Origin of the sequence: Rhizobium anhuiense bv. trifolii (assembly GCF_024346605.1) — a bacterium.
In the GTDB taxonomy this organism is placed as follows: domain Bacteria; phylum Pseudomonadota; class Alphaproteobacteria; order Rhizobiales; family Rhizobiaceae; genus Rhizobium; species Rhizobium anhuiense.
This window is the reverse complement of the sequence record NZ_CP098803.1, coordinates 2,264,692-2,285,374: the sequence shown is the minus strand read 5'-3', so window position 1 is coordinate 2,285,374 and position 20,683 is coordinate 2,264,692. Positions and strand designations below refer to the sequence as shown.

Annotated in this window: 22 protein-coding genes, 5 tRNA genes and 1 pseudogene; 12 read left to right on the top strand and 16 right to left on the bottom strand. The window is 60.1% G+C overall.

Features of this window, described 5'->3' with window-relative positions; genetic code table 11:
- Nucleotides 1-50: 50 nt before the first annotated feature.
- Complete coding sequence (locus NE851_RS20000) at nucleotides 51-722, bottom strand: hypothetical protein (protein WP_254962345.1); 672 nt, start codon at nucleotides 720-722, stop codon at nucleotides 51-53.
- Nucleotides 723-1,015: 293 nt separating this feature from the next.
- Entirely contained in the window at nucleotides 1,016-1,255 is a 240-nt protein-coding gene (locus tag NE851_RS19995) for a hypothetical protein (RefSeq protein ID WP_132574641.1), read from the bottom strand.
- On the opposite strand from NE851_RS19995, the gene NE851_RS19990 reads away from it, so the two are divergent.
- Nucleotides 1,229-1,657 carry a DUF3597 domain-containing protein gene (locus NE851_RS19990; protein WP_097544379.1) on the top strand — a complete coding sequence of 143 codons (429 nt, stop codon included), beginning with the start codon at nucleotides 1,229-1,231 and terminating at the stop codon, nucleotides 1,655-1,657. The genes NE851_RS19995 and NE851_RS19990 overlap by 27 nt on opposite strands.
- A 164-nt stretch (nucleotides 1,658-1,821) precedes the next feature.
- Nucleotides 1,822-2,133 (top strand): hypothetical protein, encoded by a 312-nt coding sequence (locus tag NE851_RS19985; protein ID WP_082849734.1) that lies wholly within the window; start codon nucleotides 1,822-1,824, stop codon nucleotides 2,131-2,133.
- A gap of 95 nt (nucleotides 2,134-2,228) precedes the next feature.
- Here the strand turns inward: NE851_RS19985 and NE851_RS19980 are convergent, their stop codons facing one another.
- From NE851_RS19980 to NE851_RS19970, 3 genes are all read right to left on the bottom strand, one after another.
- Nucleotides 2,229-2,408, bottom strand: coding sequence for a hypothetical protein (locus tag NE851_RS19980; protein WP_063475497.1), 180 nt, complete (start codon nucleotides 2,406-2,408; stop codon nucleotides 2,229-2,231).
- A 75-nt stretch (nucleotides 2,409-2,483) separates the two neighbouring features.
- Nucleotides 2,484-2,693 carry a cold-shock protein gene (locus tag NE851_RS19975; RefSeq protein WP_047614884.1) on the bottom strand — a complete coding sequence of 70 codons (210 nt, stop codon included), beginning with the start codon at nucleotides 2,691-2,693 and terminating at the stop codon, nucleotides 2,484-2,486.
- Between the two features lie 245 nt (nucleotides 2,694-2,938).
- Nucleotides 2,939-3,547 carry a DUF2026 family protein gene (locus NE851_RS19970; RefSeq protein WP_047614883.1) on the bottom strand — a complete coding sequence of 203 codons (609 nt, stop codon included), beginning with the start codon at nucleotides 3,545-3,547 and terminating at the stop codon, nucleotides 2,939-2,941.
- Nucleotides 3,548-3,945: 398 nt separating this feature from the next.
- On the opposite strand from NE851_RS19970, the gene NE851_RS19965 reads away from it, so the two are divergent.
- Nucleotides 3,946-4,287 carry an NIPSNAP family protein gene (locus tag NE851_RS19965; RefSeq protein WP_097544378.1) on the top strand — a complete coding sequence of 114 codons (342 nt, stop codon included), beginning with the start codon at nucleotides 3,946-3,948 and terminating at the stop codon, nucleotides 4,285-4,287.
- A gap of 65 nt (nucleotides 4,288-4,352) precedes the next feature.
- Here NE851_RS19965 and NE851_RS19960 read toward each other — a convergent pair whose 3' ends face one another.
- Together NE851_RS19960 and NE851_RS19955 are read right to left on the bottom strand one after the other, a co-directional pair.
- Complete coding sequence (locus NE851_RS19960; RefSeq protein WP_179867865.1) at nucleotides 4,353-4,910, bottom strand: dihydrofolate reductase family protein; 558 nt, start codon at nucleotides 4,908-4,910, stop codon at nucleotides 4,353-4,355.
- Nucleotides 4,911-5,102: 192 nt separating this feature from the next.
- Nucleotides 5,103-5,209: pseudogene (locus NE851_RS19955) on the bottom strand (CopG family transcriptional regulator); the annotation flags it as partial.
- Between NE851_RS19955 and NE851_RS19950 the strand changes: the two are divergent.
- The gene (locus NE851_RS19950) at nucleotides 5,184-5,876 is read left to right on the top strand and encodes a tyrosine-type recombinase/integrase (RefSeq protein ID WP_312862868.1); all 693 of its coding nucleotides are present in this window, start codon (nucleotides 5,184-5,186) and stop codon (nucleotides 5,874-5,876) included. The pseudogene NE851_RS19955 and the gene NE851_RS19950 overlap by 26 nt on opposite strands.
- 7 nt (nucleotides 5,877-5,883) lie before the next feature.
- On the opposite strand, the gene NE851_RS19945 is transcribed toward NE851_RS19950, so the two are convergent.
- Nucleotides 5,884-5,960 (bottom strand) — tRNA-Arg (locus tag NE851_RS19945).
- Nucleotides 5,961-6,017: 57 nt separating this feature from the next.
- Nucleotides 6,018-6,323 carry an ETC complex I subunit gene (locus tag NE851_RS19940; protein WP_047614878.1) on the bottom strand — a complete coding sequence of 102 codons (306 nt, stop codon included), beginning with the start codon at nucleotides 6,321-6,323 and terminating at the stop codon, nucleotides 6,018-6,020.
- Nucleotides 6,324-6,995: 672 nt separating this feature from the next.
- On the opposite strand from NE851_RS19940, the gene NE851_RS19935 reads away from it, so the two are divergent.
- Nucleotides 6,996-7,072: transfer RNA gene (locus NE851_RS19935), tRNA-Pro, on the top strand.
- Between the two features lie 59 nt (nucleotides 7,073-7,131).
- On the opposite strand, the gene NE851_RS19930 is transcribed toward NE851_RS19935, so the two are convergent.
- Entirely contained in the window at nucleotides 7,132-7,620 is a 489-nt protein-coding gene (locus NE851_RS19930; protein ID WP_063475491.1) for a DUF192 domain-containing protein, read from the bottom strand.
- A 1-nt stretch (nucleotide 7,621) separates the two neighbouring features.
- A complete protein-coding gene (locus NE851_RS19925; RefSeq protein ID WP_012757289.1) occupies nucleotides 7,622-8,200 on the bottom strand; it encodes a cold-shock protein in 579 nt (192 codons plus the stop codon).
- 195 nt (nucleotides 8,201-8,395) lie between these two features.
- On the opposite strand from NE851_RS19925, the gene gloA reads away from it, so the two are divergent.
- The 6 genes from gloA (at nucleotide 8,396) to NE851_RS19895 (ending at nucleotide 12,975) form a co-directional block, all read left to right on the top strand.
- Complete coding sequence (gene gloA, locus NE851_RS19920) at nucleotides 8,396-8,836, top strand: lactoylglutathione lyase (RefSeq protein WP_047614874.1); 441 nt, start codon at nucleotides 8,396-8,398, stop codon at nucleotides 8,834-8,836.
- Between the two features lie 166 nt (nucleotides 8,837-9,002).
- Nucleotides 9,003-10,070 (top strand): YcbK family protein, encoded by a 1,068-nt coding sequence (locus NE851_RS19915; protein ID WP_097545494.1) that lies wholly within the window; start codon nucleotides 9,003-9,005, stop codon nucleotides 10,068-10,070.
- Between the two features lie 198 nt (nucleotides 10,071-10,268).
- Nucleotides 10,269-10,343: transfer RNA gene (locus tag NE851_RS19910), tRNA-Glu, on the top strand.
- Between the two features lie 74 nt (nucleotides 10,344-10,417).
- A tRNA-Glu gene (locus NE851_RS19905) sits at nucleotides 10,418-10,492 on the top strand.
- 177 nt (nucleotides 10,493-10,669) lie between these two features.
- Nucleotides 10,670-10,744 (top strand) — tRNA-Glu (locus NE851_RS19900).
- 254 nt (nucleotides 10,745-10,998) lie between these two features.
- Nucleotides 10,999-12,975, top strand: coding sequence for a CgeB family protein (locus NE851_RS19895; RefSeq protein WP_047614872.1), 1,977 nt, complete (start codon nucleotides 10,999-11,001; stop codon nucleotides 12,973-12,975).
- A gap of 16 nt (nucleotides 12,976-12,991) precedes the next feature.
- On the opposite strand, the gene recJ is transcribed toward NE851_RS19895, so the two are convergent.
- The 5 genes from recJ to NE851_RS19870 form a co-directional block, all read right to left on the bottom strand.
- Nucleotides 12,992-14,794 (bottom strand): single-stranded-DNA-specific exonuclease RecJ, encoded by a 1,803-nt coding sequence (gene recJ, locus NE851_RS19890; RefSeq protein WP_063475488.1) that lies wholly within the window; start codon nucleotides 14,792-14,794, stop codon nucleotides 12,992-12,994.
- 185 nt (nucleotides 14,795-14,979) lie between these two features.
- Nucleotides 14,980-15,222 (bottom strand): hypothetical protein, encoded by a 243-nt coding sequence (locus tag NE851_RS19885; RefSeq protein ID WP_097543916.1) that lies wholly within the window; start codon nucleotides 15,220-15,222, stop codon nucleotides 14,980-14,982.
- A gap of 160 nt (nucleotides 15,223-15,382) precedes the next feature.
- Nucleotides 15,383-16,708 carry a homoserine dehydrogenase gene (locus tag NE851_RS19880; RefSeq protein ID WP_097543915.1) on the bottom strand — a complete coding sequence of 442 codons (1,326 nt, stop codon included), beginning with the start codon at nucleotides 16,706-16,708 and terminating at the stop codon, nucleotides 15,383-15,385.
- A 60-nt stretch (nucleotides 16,709-16,768) separates the two neighbouring features.
- Complete coding sequence (locus NE851_RS19875) at nucleotides 16,769-17,986, bottom strand: LL-diaminopimelate aminotransferase (protein ID WP_047614866.1); 1,218 nt, start codon at nucleotides 17,984-17,986, stop codon at nucleotides 16,769-16,771.
- A gap of 221 nt (nucleotides 17,987-18,207) precedes the next feature.
- A complete protein-coding gene (locus NE851_RS19870; RefSeq protein ID WP_047614864.1) occupies nucleotides 18,208-18,621 on the bottom strand; it encodes a hypothetical protein in 414 nt (137 codons plus the stop codon).
- A 147-nt stretch (nucleotides 18,622-18,768) separates the two neighbouring features.
- Between NE851_RS19870 and NE851_RS19865 the strand changes: the two genes are divergently transcribed.
- Nucleotides 18,769-20,622, top strand: a complete 1,854-nt coding sequence (locus NE851_RS19865) for a PHA/PHB synthase family protein (RefSeq protein ID WP_409527294.1) — start codon at nucleotides 18,769-18,771, stop codon at nucleotides 20,620-20,622.
- The last annotated feature ends 61 nt before the right edge of the window (nucleotides 20,623-20,683 follow it).

Genomic DNA, 20,683 nt, shown 5'->3' with positions numbered 1-20,683 from the left:
GCTTTTTAAAGGACCCGCCGCGCCTTCCGGTTCGGCGGGTCTTTTTACGTTCAGCGAGAGGGTGTCGCCTGCAACAGACTGCAGAGACCGACAAGACCGGAATCGGAACCGCCGGAAGCAGAGCCGCTTGAGGCGGAGATATCGGCGCAACGGACAAGCATCTTGCGCTGCTCGTTGACGGGCCTCGCCCGGAAGGCCTCCAGAGTGCGGACCTGCGACGGGCTGAGACCGCCGCCAGGCACGGATCCGTCACCGCCACTTGCCGCGCCAGCCCCGTCCACCCCGCCTACCCTACCGACGGCGAGATTGGCATCGACGCCACTACCGCCTCCGATCGAGGCCGTGGCGTTGGCATCGGCCCCATCTGAACCGCCGGCACGTGCGTTGAGATCGGCATTGACGCCGCGTCCGCCGCCGATCCTGGCATTGGCGCTTGCGTCGAGACCGTTGCCGACGCCGGCGTTGACATCGGCATCGATGCCCTGGCCGCCGCCGGCATTGGCAGTCGCATCGGCATTGACGCCGTTCGAGCCGCCGACGGAAGCATCGGCGCTGACGCCGCGCCCGCCGCCAAGCGAAGTCCCGACATCAGCGCTGACGGCATTGCCTGCATTCACCGACACGCCGACATCGATCGCATGCGCATCGCTTGCCGGCATGGCAAGCAATGCGCAGGTGGATGCGAGCACTGCAAAGGACATTCTATGATGGTTCTCACTCATGGTTTTCCTCCGTTTCCATTCGCCGAACGATCTGTCCGGCAGTCGAAAATCGAGGAACGCGCGTACCTTCGATCGTTGGATGCCTGCAACCTGCAGGGCGTCCATGGCAAAGCAACGTGAAGGGTTGGCGAATGTTTCGCCACACGGCACGGCAAGTCGGTCCGGCGGCCGGCAATGATGTTACATGCTTATCGAAATACGAATTGTCCGACCGACTGTGCCGAAAACGGCCATGTCTGGCGGCGATTGGAGAGCCGACGAAGTCATTTCCCTCGCAATCGCGCCAGCAATCTTCAGGCAGTTGCAGAACCTGCAAGCAAAGCGCCGTTCTCGATGCGATTGACGGCGAGATCCATTTGCAGTTGCCGATCGGCTGCCCCTGCCCCGGATTTGGCTTTTCCATCGTCGATTGAGACCGGTAAAAATAACTCCCGTTCCGCCTGGATATATCGGGCGGGAATTCCATGTTTCAGCATGTTCTCATCTAATGGAACTGGAGGTTTAGAATGGGCATTTTCGACAAGATCAAACATGCAATCTTCGGAGAGGCGAAAGCAGCCGAACCCGTCGCTGTCAGCCCGCAACAGATAGAGCCGGCGCAAGCGCCTGCCTCACCGTCGGCGGCGCCCAGTCCGACGCCTGCAGCCGCTCCCGCTCAGAGCAAGCCCGCCACGGTCACAGTCGATATCGTGCCCCTCCTTGACGCAGCGGTGAAGAAAAGCGGCCAGAAACTCGATTGGCGTCGCTCGATCGTGGACCTGATGAAAGCCGTCGGGATGGATGCAAGCCTGACTGAGCGCAAGGAACTCGCCGCTGAACTCGGCTATACCGGCGACACCAACGATTCCGCAAAAATGAATATGTGGCTGCACAAGGCCCTAATGAAGCGGCTTTCGGAAAATGGCGGCAAGGTCCCGGCCGATCTCCTGGATTGAACGCAGCGAATGGCTGCCGCCATGATATGGCGGCGGCTATCCAGCCGCCAGAGAGATCACAGCCGGAGCAGACCGCGAAACAAGGCGTCCCCTTGCCCGCAGGCACTGGAACCAATAACGTTCCGCTCGATACTTCGATAAATCGATCAGGGAGAATAAATCCGATGAGATTGATGGCAGTCGTTGGTCTTGCACTTAGCTTGGGCTGTATTTCGGCCGCAGAATCTCCTTCAAACTATCAATCCTACAGCGGCATTCGGGTCGATACCGACCCGGTTCTTCTGGCTCGATACGAAAAAGCTCTCCAGCGGTGCGTGCCGGAGGCAGGGTCATGGCGACGCGGCTCGCCGGATCCACGAAGCCTAGATTACAACGCGGTGCTCAGAAATTGCCTCTACAGGCGCAGCTTTGTCGACAGAGGCGTCTACGCCTACCCCATCCCTCAGGTCTACTTCGATCATTTCCTGGATCGCTAAGAAGAGCTAATCAGTTCCAATCTGCCGCAGCGTCTCACGCATGAAACACAAACCCCGCCAATTTGGCGGGGCTGTATTAACACGGCTGGCAGATGTCAGCGTTTGGCGCCGCCTGGCGGCCGGCCCTTGCCCGTCTGGCGATTGCCGCTCCCGGACGCGGTCTTGGCATCGTTGCCCTGACCGAAGTTGGTGCCGCCGAGATGACCGCCGCCACTGGTGTTGGCGACCTGGCGCTGCGCTCTGCGCAACAGCGCCTCTGCATTGGTCTTGCTCATGACATTCTCCTCAATGGCCGGAAAACCCAGCCGAAATGCTGTCGCCTGCATCCGCGGTCAAAGACCAGCGGCATGTCAGGCAGCGACGATGTTGCCGGCGGAGCTTTTGCCGGAACGGCTATCCTGGATGACGTCGAAGCCAACCTTCTGCCCCTTATCAAGGGACGCCATGCCAGCCTGCTCGACGGCTGAAATATGGACGAAGATATCGGTCGAGCCGTTGTCCGGCTGAATGAAGCCGAAGCCCCGCGTCGGATCAAAGAATTTAACCGTGCCTGTGTTCATGACGGTCTCCTCTCAAGCGCATAAACAATCGCCCTCCGGCGACTGCTGGACGGCGTAGAAATCGATTTTGAAAGGAAAGATCAGCTGGGCCGCCTGAGGCGCGAACCAAAGCTCGACAAGCAATTTCGATGGAAGAATCGATAGGCCGGCAATGTGTTTAAAACAAGTTTCTGGTGACGGTGTTGGGCGTTACAACCCGGATAACACATATAGCGGCGTTCTCTTGGCCAAGACGTCAGGAGCGATCACCACGCGCCAACGAGCGCGTTGCCCGAAAGCGGAACCTTTTTCAGCTTTCCGTTTTGATCGGCAACCGATATCGACGTCAGCAATTGCTTCGGCGACTTTCGAAACCAGTTCGCGGCGATCGTCGCCATATCACCGATCATCGCGTGTTTGTGCCAGGCTGCGAAACGCCGGGCAGTCGCCTCGGGTTCGGCTTGATAAAAGAAATCACCGGATTGGCCAAGATTGTTGATCGACGAAGCCATTGATGAGAGCGGACGTTGAAACATTTTCGGAGGCACCGAAAGCTCTCGGGCAGTCTCGGAAAATGCCGGAGCCATGAAATCGATAACCCAACCATCCGCCTCCACCCAGCAGTGGAAATTTTCCCCAGCGCCAGTCACATAGCCGTCTTCGCGATAGTCTGCGAACAGTATGAGCGTGCCCCCGAGATTGTAAGCAGCAAGCCCGCCCTTAGGCGTGGCTTTGATTTTGTAGTGTTGTTCGAGGATGAAAGCCCCGAAGGTGCTGAAGTACATACAGGCTGTGGCAGGGTCGGCATTTTCGTTGATGAGCAGGCTATTGATAATGCGGTAAATCCGATGGTAGTCGCTCTGCTTGATCAACATGGCCGTTCACCCACAAACTCTAAGGTTTCGCGCAATCACTAGGCGACGACGCCCGCGATGTAAACGACGCGCACCGATGTCCGTGCCGATTGGCCGGGTGGCAAGCGTGATCCGAAATCCGACCGGGCCGGGTTCGAAGCACATGTAAAACCATCAAGTCTCCCGGCAGCCCCTGCTTGCCGTGGGCCATTCTGCGAACCGCAAAAACGGTGGGAGATAATGGCGACCCCTGCAGGAATGCCAAAACTCTGAAATTATGCTGTAATTTCAATGAAAATTGTTTGATCTGAGGGGCGCCGCGCAAGTGTTGATTACCTTATGGAATTTTATAAGCTGCCCTTCATTTCCGAGAGCGGATTGAGGACGCTCCAAAGGACATCCAGCATGAGGAGCATCCGATGATCCACGAATTGCGCATCTATACATGTCTGCCGGAGAGGCTGCCGGCACTGCAACAGCGTTTCGAGACCGCAACGCTGGCGATCTGGGAACGTCTCGGCATCCGCTCACTCGGCTTCTGGACGACGATGATCGGTTCTTCCAGCAACGATCTGACCTACCTGCTCGAATGGCGGTCGCTGGCGGAGCGCGAGCAGAAATGGGCCGAGTTCATCGCCGATCGGGAGTGGCGGGAAGCGAAGGCGAAGAGCGAGGCGGATGGGCCGATCGTGGCCAACATCGTCAGTTCGCTGCTGCAGCCGACACGCTTTTACCGCGGCTTCTCCAAACCGTCGGAATAACGGCCACGTGGTCCCTCCGCGCCTTGATGCTGGCGACCACAACGAATGACGGCTGGGTGGCGGGCTCAGCGGCGGACGCGGTAGCGGATGTGCGTGGCCTCGGGTGTATCGATCACCCGAACGATCTCCAACTCGACGCGCGATGGTAAGACTTCGAACATTCGGCGGCCACCTCCGAACAAGACTGGAACCTGGTGTATTTGCAGTTCGTCGAGCACGCCAGCTTCCAGCGCCCGTTGCGCCGTATACGCGCCAAGCATCAACACGTCCCGGTCCCCGGCGACGGCCTTCGCCTGCGCCATTGCGCTCGCGATCCCGTCGCTCACGTATTTGACCAGCGGATAATTCGCGACGGATGGCCCGGGCGGCCTGTGACTGGGTACGAAGATCGCGACACCGTGATTGTCACCGCCCCAGTGATCGACCTGCTCCACGGTTCGCCGACCCGCCAGAATCGCACCTGGCGCGTTCCATTCGTCCCACAATTGTCCGACCGGTCCGGTCGGCCGGGAAAAATCCCCGTACCACTCGTGCAACCGCATAAAGTCGTCGCCGCCGGGATTGCCCACTTCATCGTTAGGCCCCGCGATATACCCGTCCAGTGACATGGACATGAAGAGCACTGATTTAGACACTGTTATCTCCTATGGTCTCTTTCCAAACTGGGGCCGTGGGAATTCGCTCCGCGGGGTGGGCTATTGATGCAAAAGCTCGTTCAGGCAAGCCGAGTGCGCGCGGACTGTCTTGATGTTCCCAAGGACGCTCGAGCGACACTGACGCCGACATCCCGAATACGGATTTTGGGTTATCGAAATTCATGCCGACCCATCCACGTCGCCGTCTTCATCGAGGTTGTGCACCGGGAGATAGGGGTGTTCTTCTCCATCCACTGGACTATGAATCTGATCGTGTCATTGCGCGTCTACGCTGTGGACGCGGGTATCGTGAAAAACAATCCCGTCCGAGATGTGAAAATGCCAAAGGCGAAGACTGAAGGCTTCAAGCCTTGGGAAGCGGCCGACGTCGAAAAGTTCTATGCCACGCACCCGGAAGGCTCGCAGGAGCGACTCGCCATGGACATGCTGCCTTTCACTGGCCTGCGCCGCTCGGACATCTTCCAGATCGGCCCGCAGCACGTCAAAGATAACATCATCGAGTACCGCGCAGGCAAGAATGACGAGTGGGTTTATATTCCTGTTCACCCAGATCTTAGAGCCATTCTCGATGCGGTGAAGAAAGAGCATCTGGCTTATCTGGTGACGCCGGTTCATGGCCGGCCATTTAAGAGCGCGGCCGCGTTCGGGAATTGGTTCGGTCAAATGTGCGCTGAGACGGGCGTGGATGGCCGGGCGCACGACCTGAGGAAAACGCTCGCCCAGCTCCTGGTCGAAAGCGGCAACAGCAACAGCAAACTCAAGGCCCGTTTTGGCTGGAGAAGCGTTTCTATGGTCAACCATTACACGCGGAAGGCCGACAAGCGGAAGCTCGCTATTTCGAGCGCTGCGAAACTGAACGAGAACAGCCTAACCCCTCAAACCAAATCCATTGAGGGGTTAACGCCTGAAAACAAAGCAAAAACAAATACTTGAAAATTGATGGCGACCCCTGCAGGAATCGAACCTGCGACAACCTGCTTAGAAGGCAGGTGCTCTATCCAGCTGAGCTAAGGGGCCGTCCGGCGGTCGCGTTCAAGGCGCGCGACCGAATGCGGCATATTTGGACGAGAAATCTCAATGCGTCCAGGGCTGCGTGCGGGTATAGCGGAAATTGTCGGGATAGGCGACCACCTGGCGGGCCGCATCCTTCGGCGCAATGACGCGATATTCGATGCCGTTGCGCTGGGCATAGGCCTCGGCGAGTTCCTGCGTTTCGAAGGTCAGCTTCACCTGCTGGCGCATGTCGCCCGAGGAGGTGTAGCCCATGATCGGATCGATCTTGCGCGGCGACTCCTGATCGAACTCAAGCACCCAGAGATGGGTCTTGGCCTTGCCGGACTGCATGGCGGTCTTGGCTGGACGATAGATCTTGGCAGACATGACTGCGGCGTCTCCGACTATGCGGGCAGCGCCCGCCTTTCATGGTCTCAATCCCCGTTGCCGGGGCTTTTGCTTCATCGCTAGAGATAGCGCGAAGAGATGAATTTTGCTTATCCGCGAATCCTTGGCTTTTCAAGAAAAAAGGCGGTGCGCGACGCACGCTGCCTGCTCCATCTCATGACAAGCCGAGGCATTGGGGAAACAAGGCTATCGGCGGGCGAAGCGGCTTTGGGTCGTCTTCCCACCTGTCGATCCAGCCCTCTCTTCATGGCCGAGGGACCTCAGGCCGAATTGCGCAATGTTACCGATCGTCGCATGTTGTGATTACAAGCTGATTGCCGCAGCCGGTCCCTGGCACTATCTACGGCTCCATCGGTTTCAGTGGATTTGCACTCATGATGAAACGTTCGCCAGAGTTCAATGCCATTGCGTTAGGAGCTGGTATCACGGCTTTCTTCTACGTCGTCATCAGCTACGCCCAATATCTCGGCCTGATCGCCCATGGCTGAGGCAGCCTTGTCCTGACGTTCAATGCGCCCGGCACGGCAGACGTGCGACCCATCAAGATTTTTCTATAGCATCCACAGGGCAGGCGAGGAATCTTCGACCAGCGCTGGATTTATGGGTTGCGACGGCGAAGTGAACCGTGTATCTCCCCTGCCATTCACGGCACGGAGTGTAGCGCAGTCTGGTAGCGCATCTGGTTTGGGACCAGAGGGTCGGGAGTTCGAATCTCTCCACTCCGACCATTCAATATCCTGATATTCCTGAATTCCCTCGCAGCCGCCTGCGCGCGACCCTGCCGCCGTCACTTCGCCTTGCTTGTCGTCGTGGCGCTGACGATCCTGTCGCCGGACTTGATTCCAAGCTTGGCGACGACGCCTGCATTGAGTTCGACGACGTATTTCACCTCGCCCATCGAATCGATGATATCGCGCGAATAGGGCTTTGCGTTTTCCTTGATGTGGCGGATCGTGCCGGTGTCGTCGGCAAAGAGCATGTCGAGCGGCAGAATGGTGTTTTCCATCCACATGGTGACGCGCCGCGGCTCGTCGAAATCGAAGATCATGCCGGCATCATCGGCCATCGTCTTGCGAAACATCAGCCCGCGGGCGCGCTGATCGGGGGTAGAGGCGATCTCTACGGTGAAATGCAGCACCTTGCCCGCGGCGGTCTGGATGAGCAGCGGCTCCTTGTCGAACCGCATCTGCTCCTCGGCCAAGGCCGGCAGCGCAGCCATGAAAAAAAGCGCCAGGATGGCGCTTCGGATGGCATGAAACAGGGACAGGCCACGCATGTCAGTGCGACCGGCTTGCCGGGCTCGGAACATCAGGATGGATCTCTGCGGCCATCAGGCCCTTTTCGCCGTCGCCGAAGCGGACAAGCACCACCTGGCCGGGACGCAGTTCCGTCAGGCCGAAGCGACGGAGCGTCTCCATATGCACGAAGATATCTTCCGTGCCCTCGCCGCGCGTCAGGAAGCCGAAGCCCTTGGTGCGGTTGAACCATTTGACCAGCGCACGCTCGAGCCCGCTCGTAGCGGTGACCTGCACATGGGTGCGCACAGGCGGCAGCTGCGACGGATGAACCGCGGTCGACTGGTCCATAGAGAGGATCTTGAAAGCCTGGTAGCCGCGCTCGCGGCGCTGGATGAGGGCGACGATGCGCGTTCCCTCGAGGATGGTCTGGTAACCGTCGCGGCGCAAACAGGTCACGTGCAGGAGAACATCCTGCATGCCGTTGTCGGGTACGATAAAGCCGAAACCCTTGGCGACGTCGAACCACTTGACGACGCCGGTGATTTCAACAAGATCGACCGCCTCTCCTGATAGCTCGTCGAGATCGGAGTATTCGTTCGATGAAATCCTGTCAGCCATTGTCGCCAGCCCCTCGAATACGCGTCACACTGTTACGGTTAACTGATTCTTGAAATCAAGATTAACATCTTGGTAACGGATAAGCGCAAGTCCTAGTTTTCGGTTATTCCCAGCTGCACATTTTATAAAGTTGACTTGCCCGAAGCTGACCTCGGCTTGCTGAAAAAAGCCAGCCCCAATAAAGGAGTAGATAGAATGCGTTATCTCCACACAATGGTACGGGTGAAAGACCTGGATGCCTCGCTCGCCTTTTACACCACGCTGTTCGGGTTGGAGGAGATTCGCCGCCACGAAAACGAAAAGGGCCGCTTCACCCTGGTTTTCCTGGCCGCTCGCGACGATCTCGACCGTGCACGCAACGAAAAAGCTCCCTGCCTCGAACTGACTTACAACTGGGATACAGAGGATTATAGCGGAGGACGCAATTTCGGCCACCTCGCTTATGAGGTCGACGATATTTATGCGATCTGCCAGAAGTTGATGGACAATGGCATCACCATCAACCGGCCGCCGCGCGATGGGAACATGGCCTTCGTGCGCTCGCCCGACGGCATCTCGATCGAAATCCTGCAGAAAGGCAGCCCGCTTCCGCCCGCCGAACCCTGGGCCTCGATGGGCAATACCGGCGCCTGGTAAGGGTTTTTCGCCGCAAGGCTTTTGCGAAACTTGCGGCTTTTGCGATTTCGGGTCCGGCCGGCGCCTTGCCGCTTGCCGCGATCCGGCCCCGCAGGCAATCTCCCGATGACTCGAAGCGGAAGGCGGCGTTTATGCCCATTTTCCGCATCAACTGGAGACTGCTCGCTTGCGTAACATGCAGATGCGGATGCCCGTGACAGGCGCTTTGCTGATCGCCACCTCGGTGCTGGCGCTGTCCGGCTGCGCGTCGGACAAGAAGGCGCTCGATTCCGCCGCAGTTGCTCCGGCAGCGTCGGCCACAGTCCCTCAGCTTGCCACGGTAGCGCCCGCAGGCTCTGTCCCTCGTTCGGGCTACACGGACCCTCGACTCGTCAACGTCTCCGGCGCCCAGGCCGCGCCTCAGCTCGTCGCGCAGGATCCGAATGCCGCCGTCCCGCCGGCCGATCCGGCGAGCACAGCACCTGCCAATATCGGCGGGCTCGTCCTGCAGTCGACCCGGATCAACGCGCAGGCGATGAGCATTTTTTCCGATCATCAGCCGGCGCCGCAAAACAACAGCACGTCAACCGTCATCCAGCCGCAGGCCTATACGCCGGTGCAAGGGGCGGCACCCGCGCGAAGCAGCGTCTACAGCCAGCCATACGTGCCGCAGCCGCCGGCGGAGCCGGTGCTGCCGCAGCAATCCTCACAGAACAACAGCACCCAGCTTGCGCCAGTTCAAACAGCGTCGCTCGCCACGGGCAGCATTCCGACCTCGACGATGAATGCGCTCTACAGCGCGCCGAAGCAGAACCTGCTCGGCAGTCTTTCCGGCCTGCTGCAAAAGGCCGCCCTGCCCGGCATGACGCGTATCGCGCCGAATGGCCTGCATGTGCAGAACGACAAGGTCGAGGTCGGCTGCTTCAAGCCCGACCTGCTGAAAGTGATCAAGACGGTCGAAAACCATTTCGGCCGGCCGGTTATTGTCACGTCAGGCTACCGCGACGAAGAGCACAACCGCCTGGTCGGTGGCGCCGACGAATCGATGCACAAGAGCTGCGAGGCGGCCGACATCCAGATCGACGGCGTAACGAAATGGGATATCGCCGCCTATATCCGTTCGCTCCCGAACCGCGGCGGCGTCGGCACCTATTGCCATACGGATTCGGTCCATCTCGACACCGGCAAAACCCGTGACTGGAACTGGGGCTGCGGCGGCAAACGCGCGCCGATAACGACCGCAAGAGCGATCTGACGGCCGCGCGATTTGCGCATTACGTTACGGAAGCACCGCCTCGTCTCGTTAAAGAAACGGCCAACAGCCTATTGATTCAGCTTCAATAATCGGCTTTTCGAACGCCCTCGGATTTCTTGTCATTTTTTTGAAAGAAAAACCGCAATTCCGCTTGCGGGATTCAAAACGCCTGACTATAAGGGCGCCACCACGAAGGAAGCGCCCTTCGTCTATCGGTTAGGACACCAGATTTTCATTCTGGGAAGAGGGGTTCGACTCCCCTAGGGCGTGCCACTTTCTCTCCATATCGAAGCGACCGCACCCGCTTGCATAAGCCGGCGCGCATTCCTATTTCAGTAAAGTTGCCTGCGCCCTTCGTCTATCGGTTAGGACGACAGATTCTCATTCTGTAAAGAGGGGTTCGACTCCCCTAGGGCGTACCACCGGGTTTGCGCAAACGCGTCTAAATCAGCCCGCCGGCCCCTCTTTCCCGTCTCCGTCGCCTGACGATACAAGGTTTTTCCACAGCCGAAAAAAATCGGCGAAAACGATGATTTTTTCACGCCTTGGCGCTTGCGGCCTTCGAAGGTGCTGACTATAAGGGCGCCACCACGAAGGAAGCGCCCTTCGTCTATCGGTTAGGACACCAGATTTTCATTCTGGGAAGAGGGGTTCGACTCCCCTAGGGCGTGCCACTTTTCTCTCAGACATTCAGCCGGTTATTCGGGCCAGATCAGCGGCTTTATCTGCCGCTCGTCCCTCCCCTTGCGCAAGCCTCGCGTGGCATTCGCGCTCGCTCATTCGGAGCGCCGATCAACCGCTCTCTGGTCTAGCGAAATTCCTGCCAACAGTGTGGCGCAAGCTTCACGTCCAATAGTCAGGCACCAAACCAGCCCGAATGCCGTTTCGTGAATCATGGAGACGGCGGCCATGCACGAAGGACGATGCCTTGACGATCAATCAGCCCATTTCCGCTCTGCCGGCCGGTCTTCCTGATCTGGCGCTTCTCACGGAAAAAGCGGCCGGCACGGGATCGGTCATCGTCTATCAGCCCTATCTCGATCCTTCGCAGCGCAGCCAACTCGACGCGGCTGCCGTGCCGCTCGACATCTCGTTCAATACGCAGGCGACAACCCGCGAATATGAGCTCTTCCACATCCTGCATCAGCATCACGAGGCGATCGGCCTCGGTGACGACGTGTTCTGGGGGCTGCTCTCGAGCAAATTCGAGATGAAATCGGTGACCAGCTTCCCGTCCTTTGTCACCGAGGCGGAAAAAGCCAGGGCCGAAGGTGCGGACGCCTATCTTTACAATCCGCTGATCGGCCACGCGGCGATTTACAGCAACGTTTGGGAACATTCGCTGCTTGGCGGCCATCCCGGCATGGAGCCGATCTTCCTGCATATCCAGGAACTCGGCTATCCGATTGCGCCGCCGCAGGACAAGACTGCCTTCATGTTCTGCAACTATTTCTGCGGCAACCGGAAATTCTGGTCCGGCTATTTCGCCTTTTGCGAACGCATTCTCGAATCGCTCGAAAATCAAGCGCGCGTCGGCACGCCGGCGGGCACCGCCTATGCCGGTGAGGCTCACTATTCACGCGATGCCAACGCCAAGATGCGCCCCTTCGTGATCGAACGTCTGCTCGGGCTTTATGTCCAGCAGGCTGCCGCCGCCGGATTGAAGATCGCCGCCTTCGTACCGACCGTTGCCGATTTCGAATGGAAGTTCGGTGTCCGCCTCGGCCGTATGCTGCATGGTCTTTTCACCACCAAGGAAGCCTTTCTGCGCAGCCGTGACCAGGCTCTCCTGACCTCGTGGCAGGAAGGCCGCCAGCCGCTCATCAAGCAGCCGCATCTGATCTGGGGGACTGATGATCCGCCCGCCTGGATGCCGCGCGGCCAATTCATCGGCGGCCGCGAATTGATGCGCGCCTATGCTTCGCAGGCTTCAGGCGCCTCTGCGGCGCCGCAACAGCCGGTACGGACCGAAAGGCCCGCTATGCCAGCCGCTCCGAAGATCGAGCAGCCGCTCCGCAACCCGTTGCAGCCCTTTGCCGGCGGATGGCAGGCGCACAAGGACCGTCATTGCATCTGGATCGTGACGCCGGCCAACTACAGTCACAGCCACGCCTTCGACGAAGTCGCGCTCGGCCTGCAGGGCGCCTTCGAGGAACTCGGCGGCTCGGCACCGATCGTCCGCGACATGAATGCGTTCGCCGGCCGCGCGCCGATCATCTACGGCGGCAATCTTCTCCCCGCCGAGATCGTCGGCCATCTGCCGCAGGACAGCGTCGTCATCAATCTCGAGCAGGTGTCGGAAGAAAGCATCTGGATCAATTCGCGCTACACCTCGATCCTGAAGTCGCTTCCGGTTCTCGACTACAGCCCGCGCAACCGGGAAAATCTCGCCGCCAAGGGCATTGATCATGCCGGCGTGCTCGAGGTCGGCTATAGCCGCTGCCTCAGCCAGATACAGCACGCCCCCGTCAAAGATATCGACGTGCTCTTCTACGGCTCGATGAACGAACGCCGCCACCATATCCTGAAGACACTGGAGCAAGGCGGACTCAAGGTCGCGCACCTCTTCAACATCTATGGTGCGGAACGCGACGCGGCGATTGCCCGTTCCAAGATCGTCATCAACATCCATCATTATACGAGCGGCGTCTTCGAGATCGTGCGCATTTCCTATCTGCTCGCCAATCGCGTCTGCGTGCTGACCGAAGGCGATATCCGCGACCCGGATCTCCAGCCCTTCAGCGGCGGCCTGGCGGTCGAGCCCTATGACAAGATGATCGAGCGCTGCCATAAGCTGATCGCAGATGCCGCCGAGCGCGATTCCATCGCCGCGAAGGGCTTTGCGGCCATGAAGAGCCGGTCGCAAGCGGAGATGCTGATGAGTGTCATGACCGCCGGCAGCTGATGAAATTCGCAGAAGATTACCGCGCCGGAGCCGCGTCGCAGACGCGCAGCTGGATGCGGCGTGAACCCTGGTAGTGCTCGGCCCCGAGCGAACCTGCGACATGCAGGCTGGCGCCGCGTGAATTGATGAGAAGATTGCCGAGTGCCGTATCGGCGGCGCGGAAGGCGATGCCGTCGAGCCGCGATCCGTCCATTGCCTCCAGCGTCACCTTCACATGTTTCTCGCCGACGAGGCGGGCATCGCGCACGCGATGTGCCGGCACGGCAAAGAGCGGCTGGGCGTGACCGGAGCCATAGGGGCCGGCGGCCTCCAGGCGGTCGATGAGTTCGAGAGTGGCGCCGCTTGCGCCGATCGCGCCGTCGATCTTCAGCGTCTCGTTGGCGACGAGGCTGGCCACCGTCCTTTCGGCCTTCTCCGTGAAGAAGCTTCTCAGCCTGCCGAGATTGGCGCGCTCGACCGTCAGTCCGGCGGCCATGGCGTGGCCGCCGCCCTTGACGAGAATCCCCTCGTCGACCGCAGATCGCACCATCCTGCCCATGTCGAAGCCGTTGATCGAGCGGCCCGAGCCGGTGCCGCGGCCGGAGGGATCGAAGGCGATGGCGAAGGCCGGCCGTTTGAATTTCTCCTTCAGCCGCGCCGCGATCAGCCCGACGATGCCGGGATGCCATTTCTCATGGGCAGTGACGATGACGGAGGCCCCTTCGCCGTCGCCATATTCGGCGAGCGCCTCGGCTTCCGCCTCCTGCAGCATGATGGCCTCCATCGCCTGGCGTTCGCGGTTGAGCTCGTCGAGGCGCTGCGCGATCATTTCTGCCTCACCGGCGTCGTCGAGCGTCAGCAGGCGGCTTCCGAGCGCCGCATCGCCGATCCGCCCGCCGGCATTGATGCGCGGTCCGATCAGGAAGCCGAAATGATAGGGTGTCACCGGACCTGCGAGCCCCGCCTTGCGGAAGAGTGCCGCAAGCCCGGCATTGCTCTGGTGGCGGGCGGCGACCAGCCCCTTCACCACATAGGCGCGGTTAAGGCCCTTCAGCGGCACGACATCGCAGACCGTCGCCAGCGCCACGATATCCAGCCATTGCAGCAGATCGATCGCCAGGATGCGCTTGTTGCCGGCCGCACGCAGCAGCCTCAGCGTTGCGACCAGCACCATGAAAACCACGCCGGCTGCGCAAAGATGCCCCTGCCCCGAGAGATCGTCCTCGCGGTTCGGGTTGACCAATGCATGGCAGCGCGGCAGCTCATGTGTCACCTGGTGGTGATCGATGACGACGACATCGACATTGCGCGCGGCAGCGGCTGAAAGCGCCTCGTGACTGGTGGAGCCGCAATCGACGGTGACGATCAGCTGGGCGCCATTGTCGATCAACTGGTTGATCGCCGCCGGATTGGGGCCGTAACCTTCGAAGACGCGGTCGGGAATATAGATGTTCACCTTGACGCCGAAATGGCTGAGAAAGCGATACATCAGCGCCGAGGAGGCCGCGCCATCGACATCATAGTCGCCAAAGATCGCGACGCTCTCGCCGCGCTCGATGGCGCTCACGAGGCGGACTGCGGCCTTTTCGCAATCGGTCAATGTGTGAGGATCGGGCATCAGGCTGCGGATCGTCGGATCGAGGAATTCGATCGCCTCGTCCACCGTGACGCCGCGCCCGGCCAGCACGCGGGCGATCAGATCCGGCAGTCCGTGAATCTGCGACATGGCCAGCGCGCGGTTCTGCCCGGCTTGGTCGAGCCGCGCCACCCAGCGATTGTCGAGCGCGGATTTCTCCACGCCGAGAAACGCGCGCTGTACCGGATCGACGGGATCTGCCATGCCATACTCCGCTGACTTCATCTGCTCTTTCTACAGGAGCAGCGGAGATAACATAGAGGTGGATTTACAGACACGGATATTTACCAAGGCATGTCGCGCAAAAGTGTGCGGCGGTTTTGCGAAAACGACATGCGTGCAAGCAAAAACTCTAAAGCGCGAGCGAATCTGAAAGATCGCGACACGCTTTAGAATACCGCCCAGACGATCAGGGCGATGCCGGCCAGTTGCACCAGTATGACCGAAAACAGCGTCAGCAGAATGGCCCAGTTACGGCCTTCCGTGTGTTCGTCGCCGTCAGCCTCATCAGGGACCTCCTGGCGAATTTCATGGTAGGCCGGCTTGAGAATTTGCTCAAGCATATCAGGACGGTCTGGCGGCGCGTCGCTCGGGCGGCCATACCCCTTACCGGCGTGGCTGTCCTTGCTCATGAAATTCTCCACGCAGACGACTCACCATCTCTGGTTTAGTTATATCAATATTTCGGTATCTGTTAATATAGGCTTCCGTAACGGAAGGTTGAACAAATAATAAAAAAACCGCCCTGCCAGAGACAGGGCGGTTCAACCGTTCCGAAACGGGAAGAATGGCTCAGCCTTCCTCTTTCGGCCGCTCGATGCGAATGACCTGCGGCTCGCCGAAGAGATAACCTTCCGACTTGATCGAGGCGACCGCCCTGCGCACCGACTCCTCCATCGTCGCGTGGGTGACGAGAATGATCGTCTGGTGATGCGAGGGGGCCAGATGCTGCTTGGAGCGCTGGACGATCGATTCCAGCGAGATGTTGTTTTCTGCCATGCGGGTTGCGACGCTGGCAAAGACGCCGGTGCGGTCGAGCACGGTCAGGCGGATGAAATAGCCGCCTTCATGGCTCTGCATCTGCGCCTTGCGGTAGGGCTCCAGCGTCGTTGCGGGATGGCCGAGCACCGGTACGCGCTGGGCGCCCGGCTGGCTCTTGGCGATATCGGCGATGTCGCCGAGCACCGACGAGGCCGTGGCATTGCCGCCGGCGCCGGGGCCGACCATCAGCAGCTCGCCGAGCACGTCGGATTCGATCGCCACCGCATTGGTGACGCCGTCGACCTGGGCAATGACCGAATCGACCGGCACCATTGTCGGATGGACGCGCTGCTCGATGCCGGTATCGGTGCGCTGGGCAACACCCAGGAGCTTGATGCGATAACCGAGCTCGGCGGCGGCGTGGATATCCTCGATCGAAATGTTGGTGATGCCTTCCAGATAGATATCGTCGGCCGCAATGCGATTGCCGAAGGCGAGCGTCGTCAGGATGGACAGCTTGTGGGCCGTGTCGTTGCCCTCGATATCGAAGGCCGGATCGGCCTCGGCATAACCCAGCCGCTGCGCTTCCTTGAGGCATTCGGCGAAGGAAAGCCCCTCCTTCTCCATCTTGGTCAGGATGTAATTGCAGGTGCCGTTCATGATGCCGTAGATGCGCGAGACGGCATTGCCCGTCAGCGATTCGCGCAGCGCCTTGATGACCGGGATGCCACCGGCGACTGCCGCCTCGAAGTTCAACAGCGCGCCCTTCTCCTCGGCGATCGTCGCAAGCTCGACGCCGTGATAGGCAAGCAGCGCCTTGTTGGCTGTCACCACATGGAGACCACGCTGGAGTGCGGCGCGCACCGAGACGTTGGCCGCCCCTTCGGCGCCACCCATCAACTCGACGAAGACGTCGATATCGCCCTTTTCGGCAAGGTCTTCCGGGCGGTCGAACCAGGTAACAGCGGAAAGATCGATGCCGCGGTCCCTCGTCCTGTCACGCGCGGAGACCGCGGTGATGGTGATCGGACGCCCGCAGGTGACGGCAAGCTCGTTGCTCTTCTGCTGAATGATGCGGACTAGCGAGGCGCCAACGGTGCCCAAGCCCGCAATGCCGATTTTGAGGGCATCTGCCATGGATCGATCCTGAATGTCTGTGTGGCGGCAGCCGCGAAACACGGCTGCCGGAGAGTTGGATTAGCGGTGCGCGTTCAGCGAGATGACGTTATGCATCGTCTCGTCTGCCGTCGACATGAACTTCTTGATGTTGCGCGCAGCCTGGCGGATGCGGTGTTCGTTCTCGACAAGCGCCAGACGGACATAGTCGTCGCCCATTTCGCCGAAGCCGATGCCAGGGGCAACGGCGACGTCGGCCTTCTCGACCAGCAGCTTGGAGAACTCCAGCGAACCGAGATGACGGAACTTTTCCGGGATCTTCGCCCAGGCGAACATGGTGGCAGCCGGCGGCGGCACGTCGAAGCCGGCCTTGCCGAAGCTTTCGACCATGACGTCGCGGCGACGTTTATAGACGTTGCGGACTTCCGCAATGTCGGAGCCGTCGCCGTTCAGCGCATGCGTCGCCGCCACCTGGATCGGCGTGAAGGCGCCGTAGTCGAGGTAGGACTTGACGCGGGTCAGCGCCGCGATCAGCCGCTCGTTGCCGACGGCAAAGCCCATGCGCCAGCCGGGCATGGAGAAGGTCTTCGACATCGAGGTGAACTCGACCGTGACGTCGATCGCACCCGGTACTTCGAGAACCGACGGCGGCGGGGCGCCGTCGAAGTAGATCTCGGAATAGGCGAGGTCGGAAAGCACGATGATGTCGTGTTTCTTGGCGAAGGCGACGACGTCCTTGTAGAAATCGAGCGTCGCGACAAAGGCTGTCGGGTTCGAGGGGTAGTTGAGAATCAGCGCCAAGGGCTTCGGGATCGAATGCCGGACCGCGCGTTCGAGCGGCTCGAAGAAGCTCGCATCCGGCTCCACCGACATGGAGCGAATCACGCCGCCTGCCATCAGAAAGCCGAAGGCGTGGATCGGATAGGTGGGGTTCGGGCAGAGGATCACGTCGCCAGGCGCGGTGATCGCCTGCGCCATGTTGGCGAAGCCTTCCTTGGAGCCCAAGGTGGCGACCACCTGCGTATCCGGGTTGAGCTTGACGCCGAAACGGCGGGCGTAATAGGCGGCCTGGGCGCGGCGCAGCCCCGGAATGCCCTTGGACGACGAATAACGGTGCGTGCGCGGATCCTGCACGACCTCGCACAGCTTGTCGACGATCGACTGGGGAGTCGGAAGGTCAGGGTTTCCCATGCCGAGATCGATGATATCGGCGCCGCCCGCTCGCGCGCTTGCTTTCAAACGGTTGACCTGTTCGAAAACATAAGGCGGCAAACGCCGGACTTTGTGAAACTCTTCCATTTCATTCCCCATGGAAAGGCGGCTTTTCGGGCCGCAGTCGAAGTTCGTTCCGTCTCCCGGCGGCTGCGACACGAACTTCAGAATCGCAACGCCGTATTCATCAGACCCAAGCCACGCGGCAAATCTTTGACGGAAAGGCCGCGTAACGCGCTTTATCGGGAAAATTATGTCTTCCGATCCATCCGGAAGGCTTTGCGTCCAAATTGCCTGAAAGGCAAGGTCTATTTGGAGATTTCGGAGAGCGTATCGGTGCCGTGTTCGGCGGCCAGGCGCCGCATTTCGGCGACCTTGGCCTGATAATCGGCTTCCGAGAGGGTGCCGGCCTTGCGCTGGGCGGCAAGTGCGGTCAGCTGATGCTGCAGGTTGGCCGCCTGCTCGTCGCTCATCTGGACGTTGGCGGCCGTCAGCGGCGCGCCGAAATTCGGATAACCGTCCGGCGACTTAGCAAGGCCGCCTTCGACCGCCTCGCCCTTGGTCGCCGGCATGACGACGGCGGTCGGCGCCGCTCGCTTGGCGGCGGCGGCGGCCTTCTGTTCCGCCGTCAGATTGCATCCGGCAAGGGCCATCGCCGCCGCGGCGCAGATCAGTGCGGTGCGGTTGAAGGTTGCGATGCGCAAAATGCCGTTCTTCGTCATGCCTCAAAAATCCAGTTCTGACTGCTTCGACTGTTAAATTTGTCGCAGCCACAAAGCAATAGCATGAGCCGACGCGCGTGGAACTTGTTTTCTCGTTCAATCACGATGTACAACGATTGGATAAAAAGAGTGCTGCCGCCGGAGGAAATGGTGACCGACAGCAAGAAGGAGAGTGGCGGCAAGGCCGGTATCGACGCGACCGATCTCGATCCCTATCTGCTGAAGGATCCCGAGGCCATGGCGATGAATTTCGCCCGGGCGCTCGAAAATCTCGGACAGGCAGCGTCTGCCTGGCTTGCGCCGCGCGAACGCGGCGAGATCACCGAAAGCGCCATCGATCCGATGACCGACATGGTCAAGACGCTCTCCAAGGTCACCGAATACTGGATTTCCGATCCGCGCCGGACCTTCGAGGCGCAGACCCAGCTGATGTCCTCGTTCTTCGGTATCTGGATGCGATCGATGCAGCGCATGCAAGGCGCGAGCGGCCTGCAGGGCGGCCCCACGCCGCCGGAGCCGGATACCCGCAAGGACAAGCGCTTCTCGGACGAGGACTGGCAGAAGAATCCGTTCTTCGATTTTCTCCGCCAGGTCTATTTCGTCACATCAGACTGGGCGGAAAAGCTGGTGTCGGAGACCGACGGCCTCGACGAGCACACCAAGCACAAGGCCGGATTCTATGTGAAGCAGATTACGGCTGCGCTATCGCCGACCAACTTCGTCGCCACCAATCCGCAGCTCTACCGCGAGACGATCGCGACCAGCGGCGCCAATCTGGTGCGGGGAATGAAAATGCTCGCCGAGGATATCGCCGCCGGACATGGCGATCTTCGCCTTCGCCAGACCGACATGACGAAATTTGCCGTTGGCCGCGACATGGCGCTGACACCAGGCAAGGTGATCGCCCAGAACGACATCTGCCAGATTATCCAATACGAGGCTTCCACCGAAACGGTGCTGAAGCGGCCGCTGCTGATCTGCCCGCCCTGGATCAACAAATTCTATATTCTCGACCTCAACCCGCAGAAATCCTTCATCAAATGGTGTGTCGACCAGGGTCAGACCGTCTTCGTCATTTCCTGGGTCAATCCGGATGCGCGCCACGCCGATAAGGACTGGGCGGCCTATGCCCGCGAGGGCATCGATTTCGCGCTTGCGACAATCGAGAAGGCGACCGGCGAGAAAGACGTCAACGCCGTCGGCTACTGCGTCGGCGGCACGCTGCTGGCGGCGACACTGGCGCTGCATGCCAAGGAAAAGAACAAGCGCATCAAGACCGCGACCCTCTTCACCACCCAGGTCGACTTCACCCATGCCGGCGATCTCAAGGTTTTCGTCGACGAGGAGCAGCTTACGGCGCTCGAAGAGCATATGCAGGCGGCCGGCTATCTCGACGGCACGAAGATGTCGATGGCCTTCAACATGCTGCGCGCCTCCGAGCTGATCTGGCCCTATTTCGTCAACAACTACCTCAAGGGCCAGGATCCCCTGCCCTTCGACCTCTTGTTCTGGAATGCCGATTCGACCCGCATGGCGGCGGCAAACCATGCCTTCTACCTGCGCAACTGCTATCTCCGGAATGCGCTCACGCGAAACGAGATGATCCTCGACGGCAAGCCGGTGTCGCTGAAGGATGTGAAGATCCCGATCTATAATCTCGCCACCCGCGAGGATCACATCGCCCCTGCCAAGTCCGTTTTCCTCGGCAGCCAGTTCTTCGGCGGCAAAGTGGAGTTCGTCGTCACCGGTTCGGGACACATCGCCGGCGTCGTCAACCCGCCCGACAAGAAGAAGTATCAATATTGGACCGGCGGCCCCGCCAAGGGCGACTACGAGACCTGGCTCGACCAGGCGACCGAGACGCCGGGATCGTGGTGGCCGCATTGGCAGGCCTGGATCGAGACGCATGACGGCAGACGCGTGCCGGCGCGCAAACCCGGCGGCGACGCGTTGAACGCGATCGAGGAAGCGCCGGGAAGTTATGTGATGGAGCGCGCCTGAGAAGGCCCAAAGCATCTCTTTTTGAGACGTCGAGAGAAAGAGCGACGCCGCGTAAATAAAT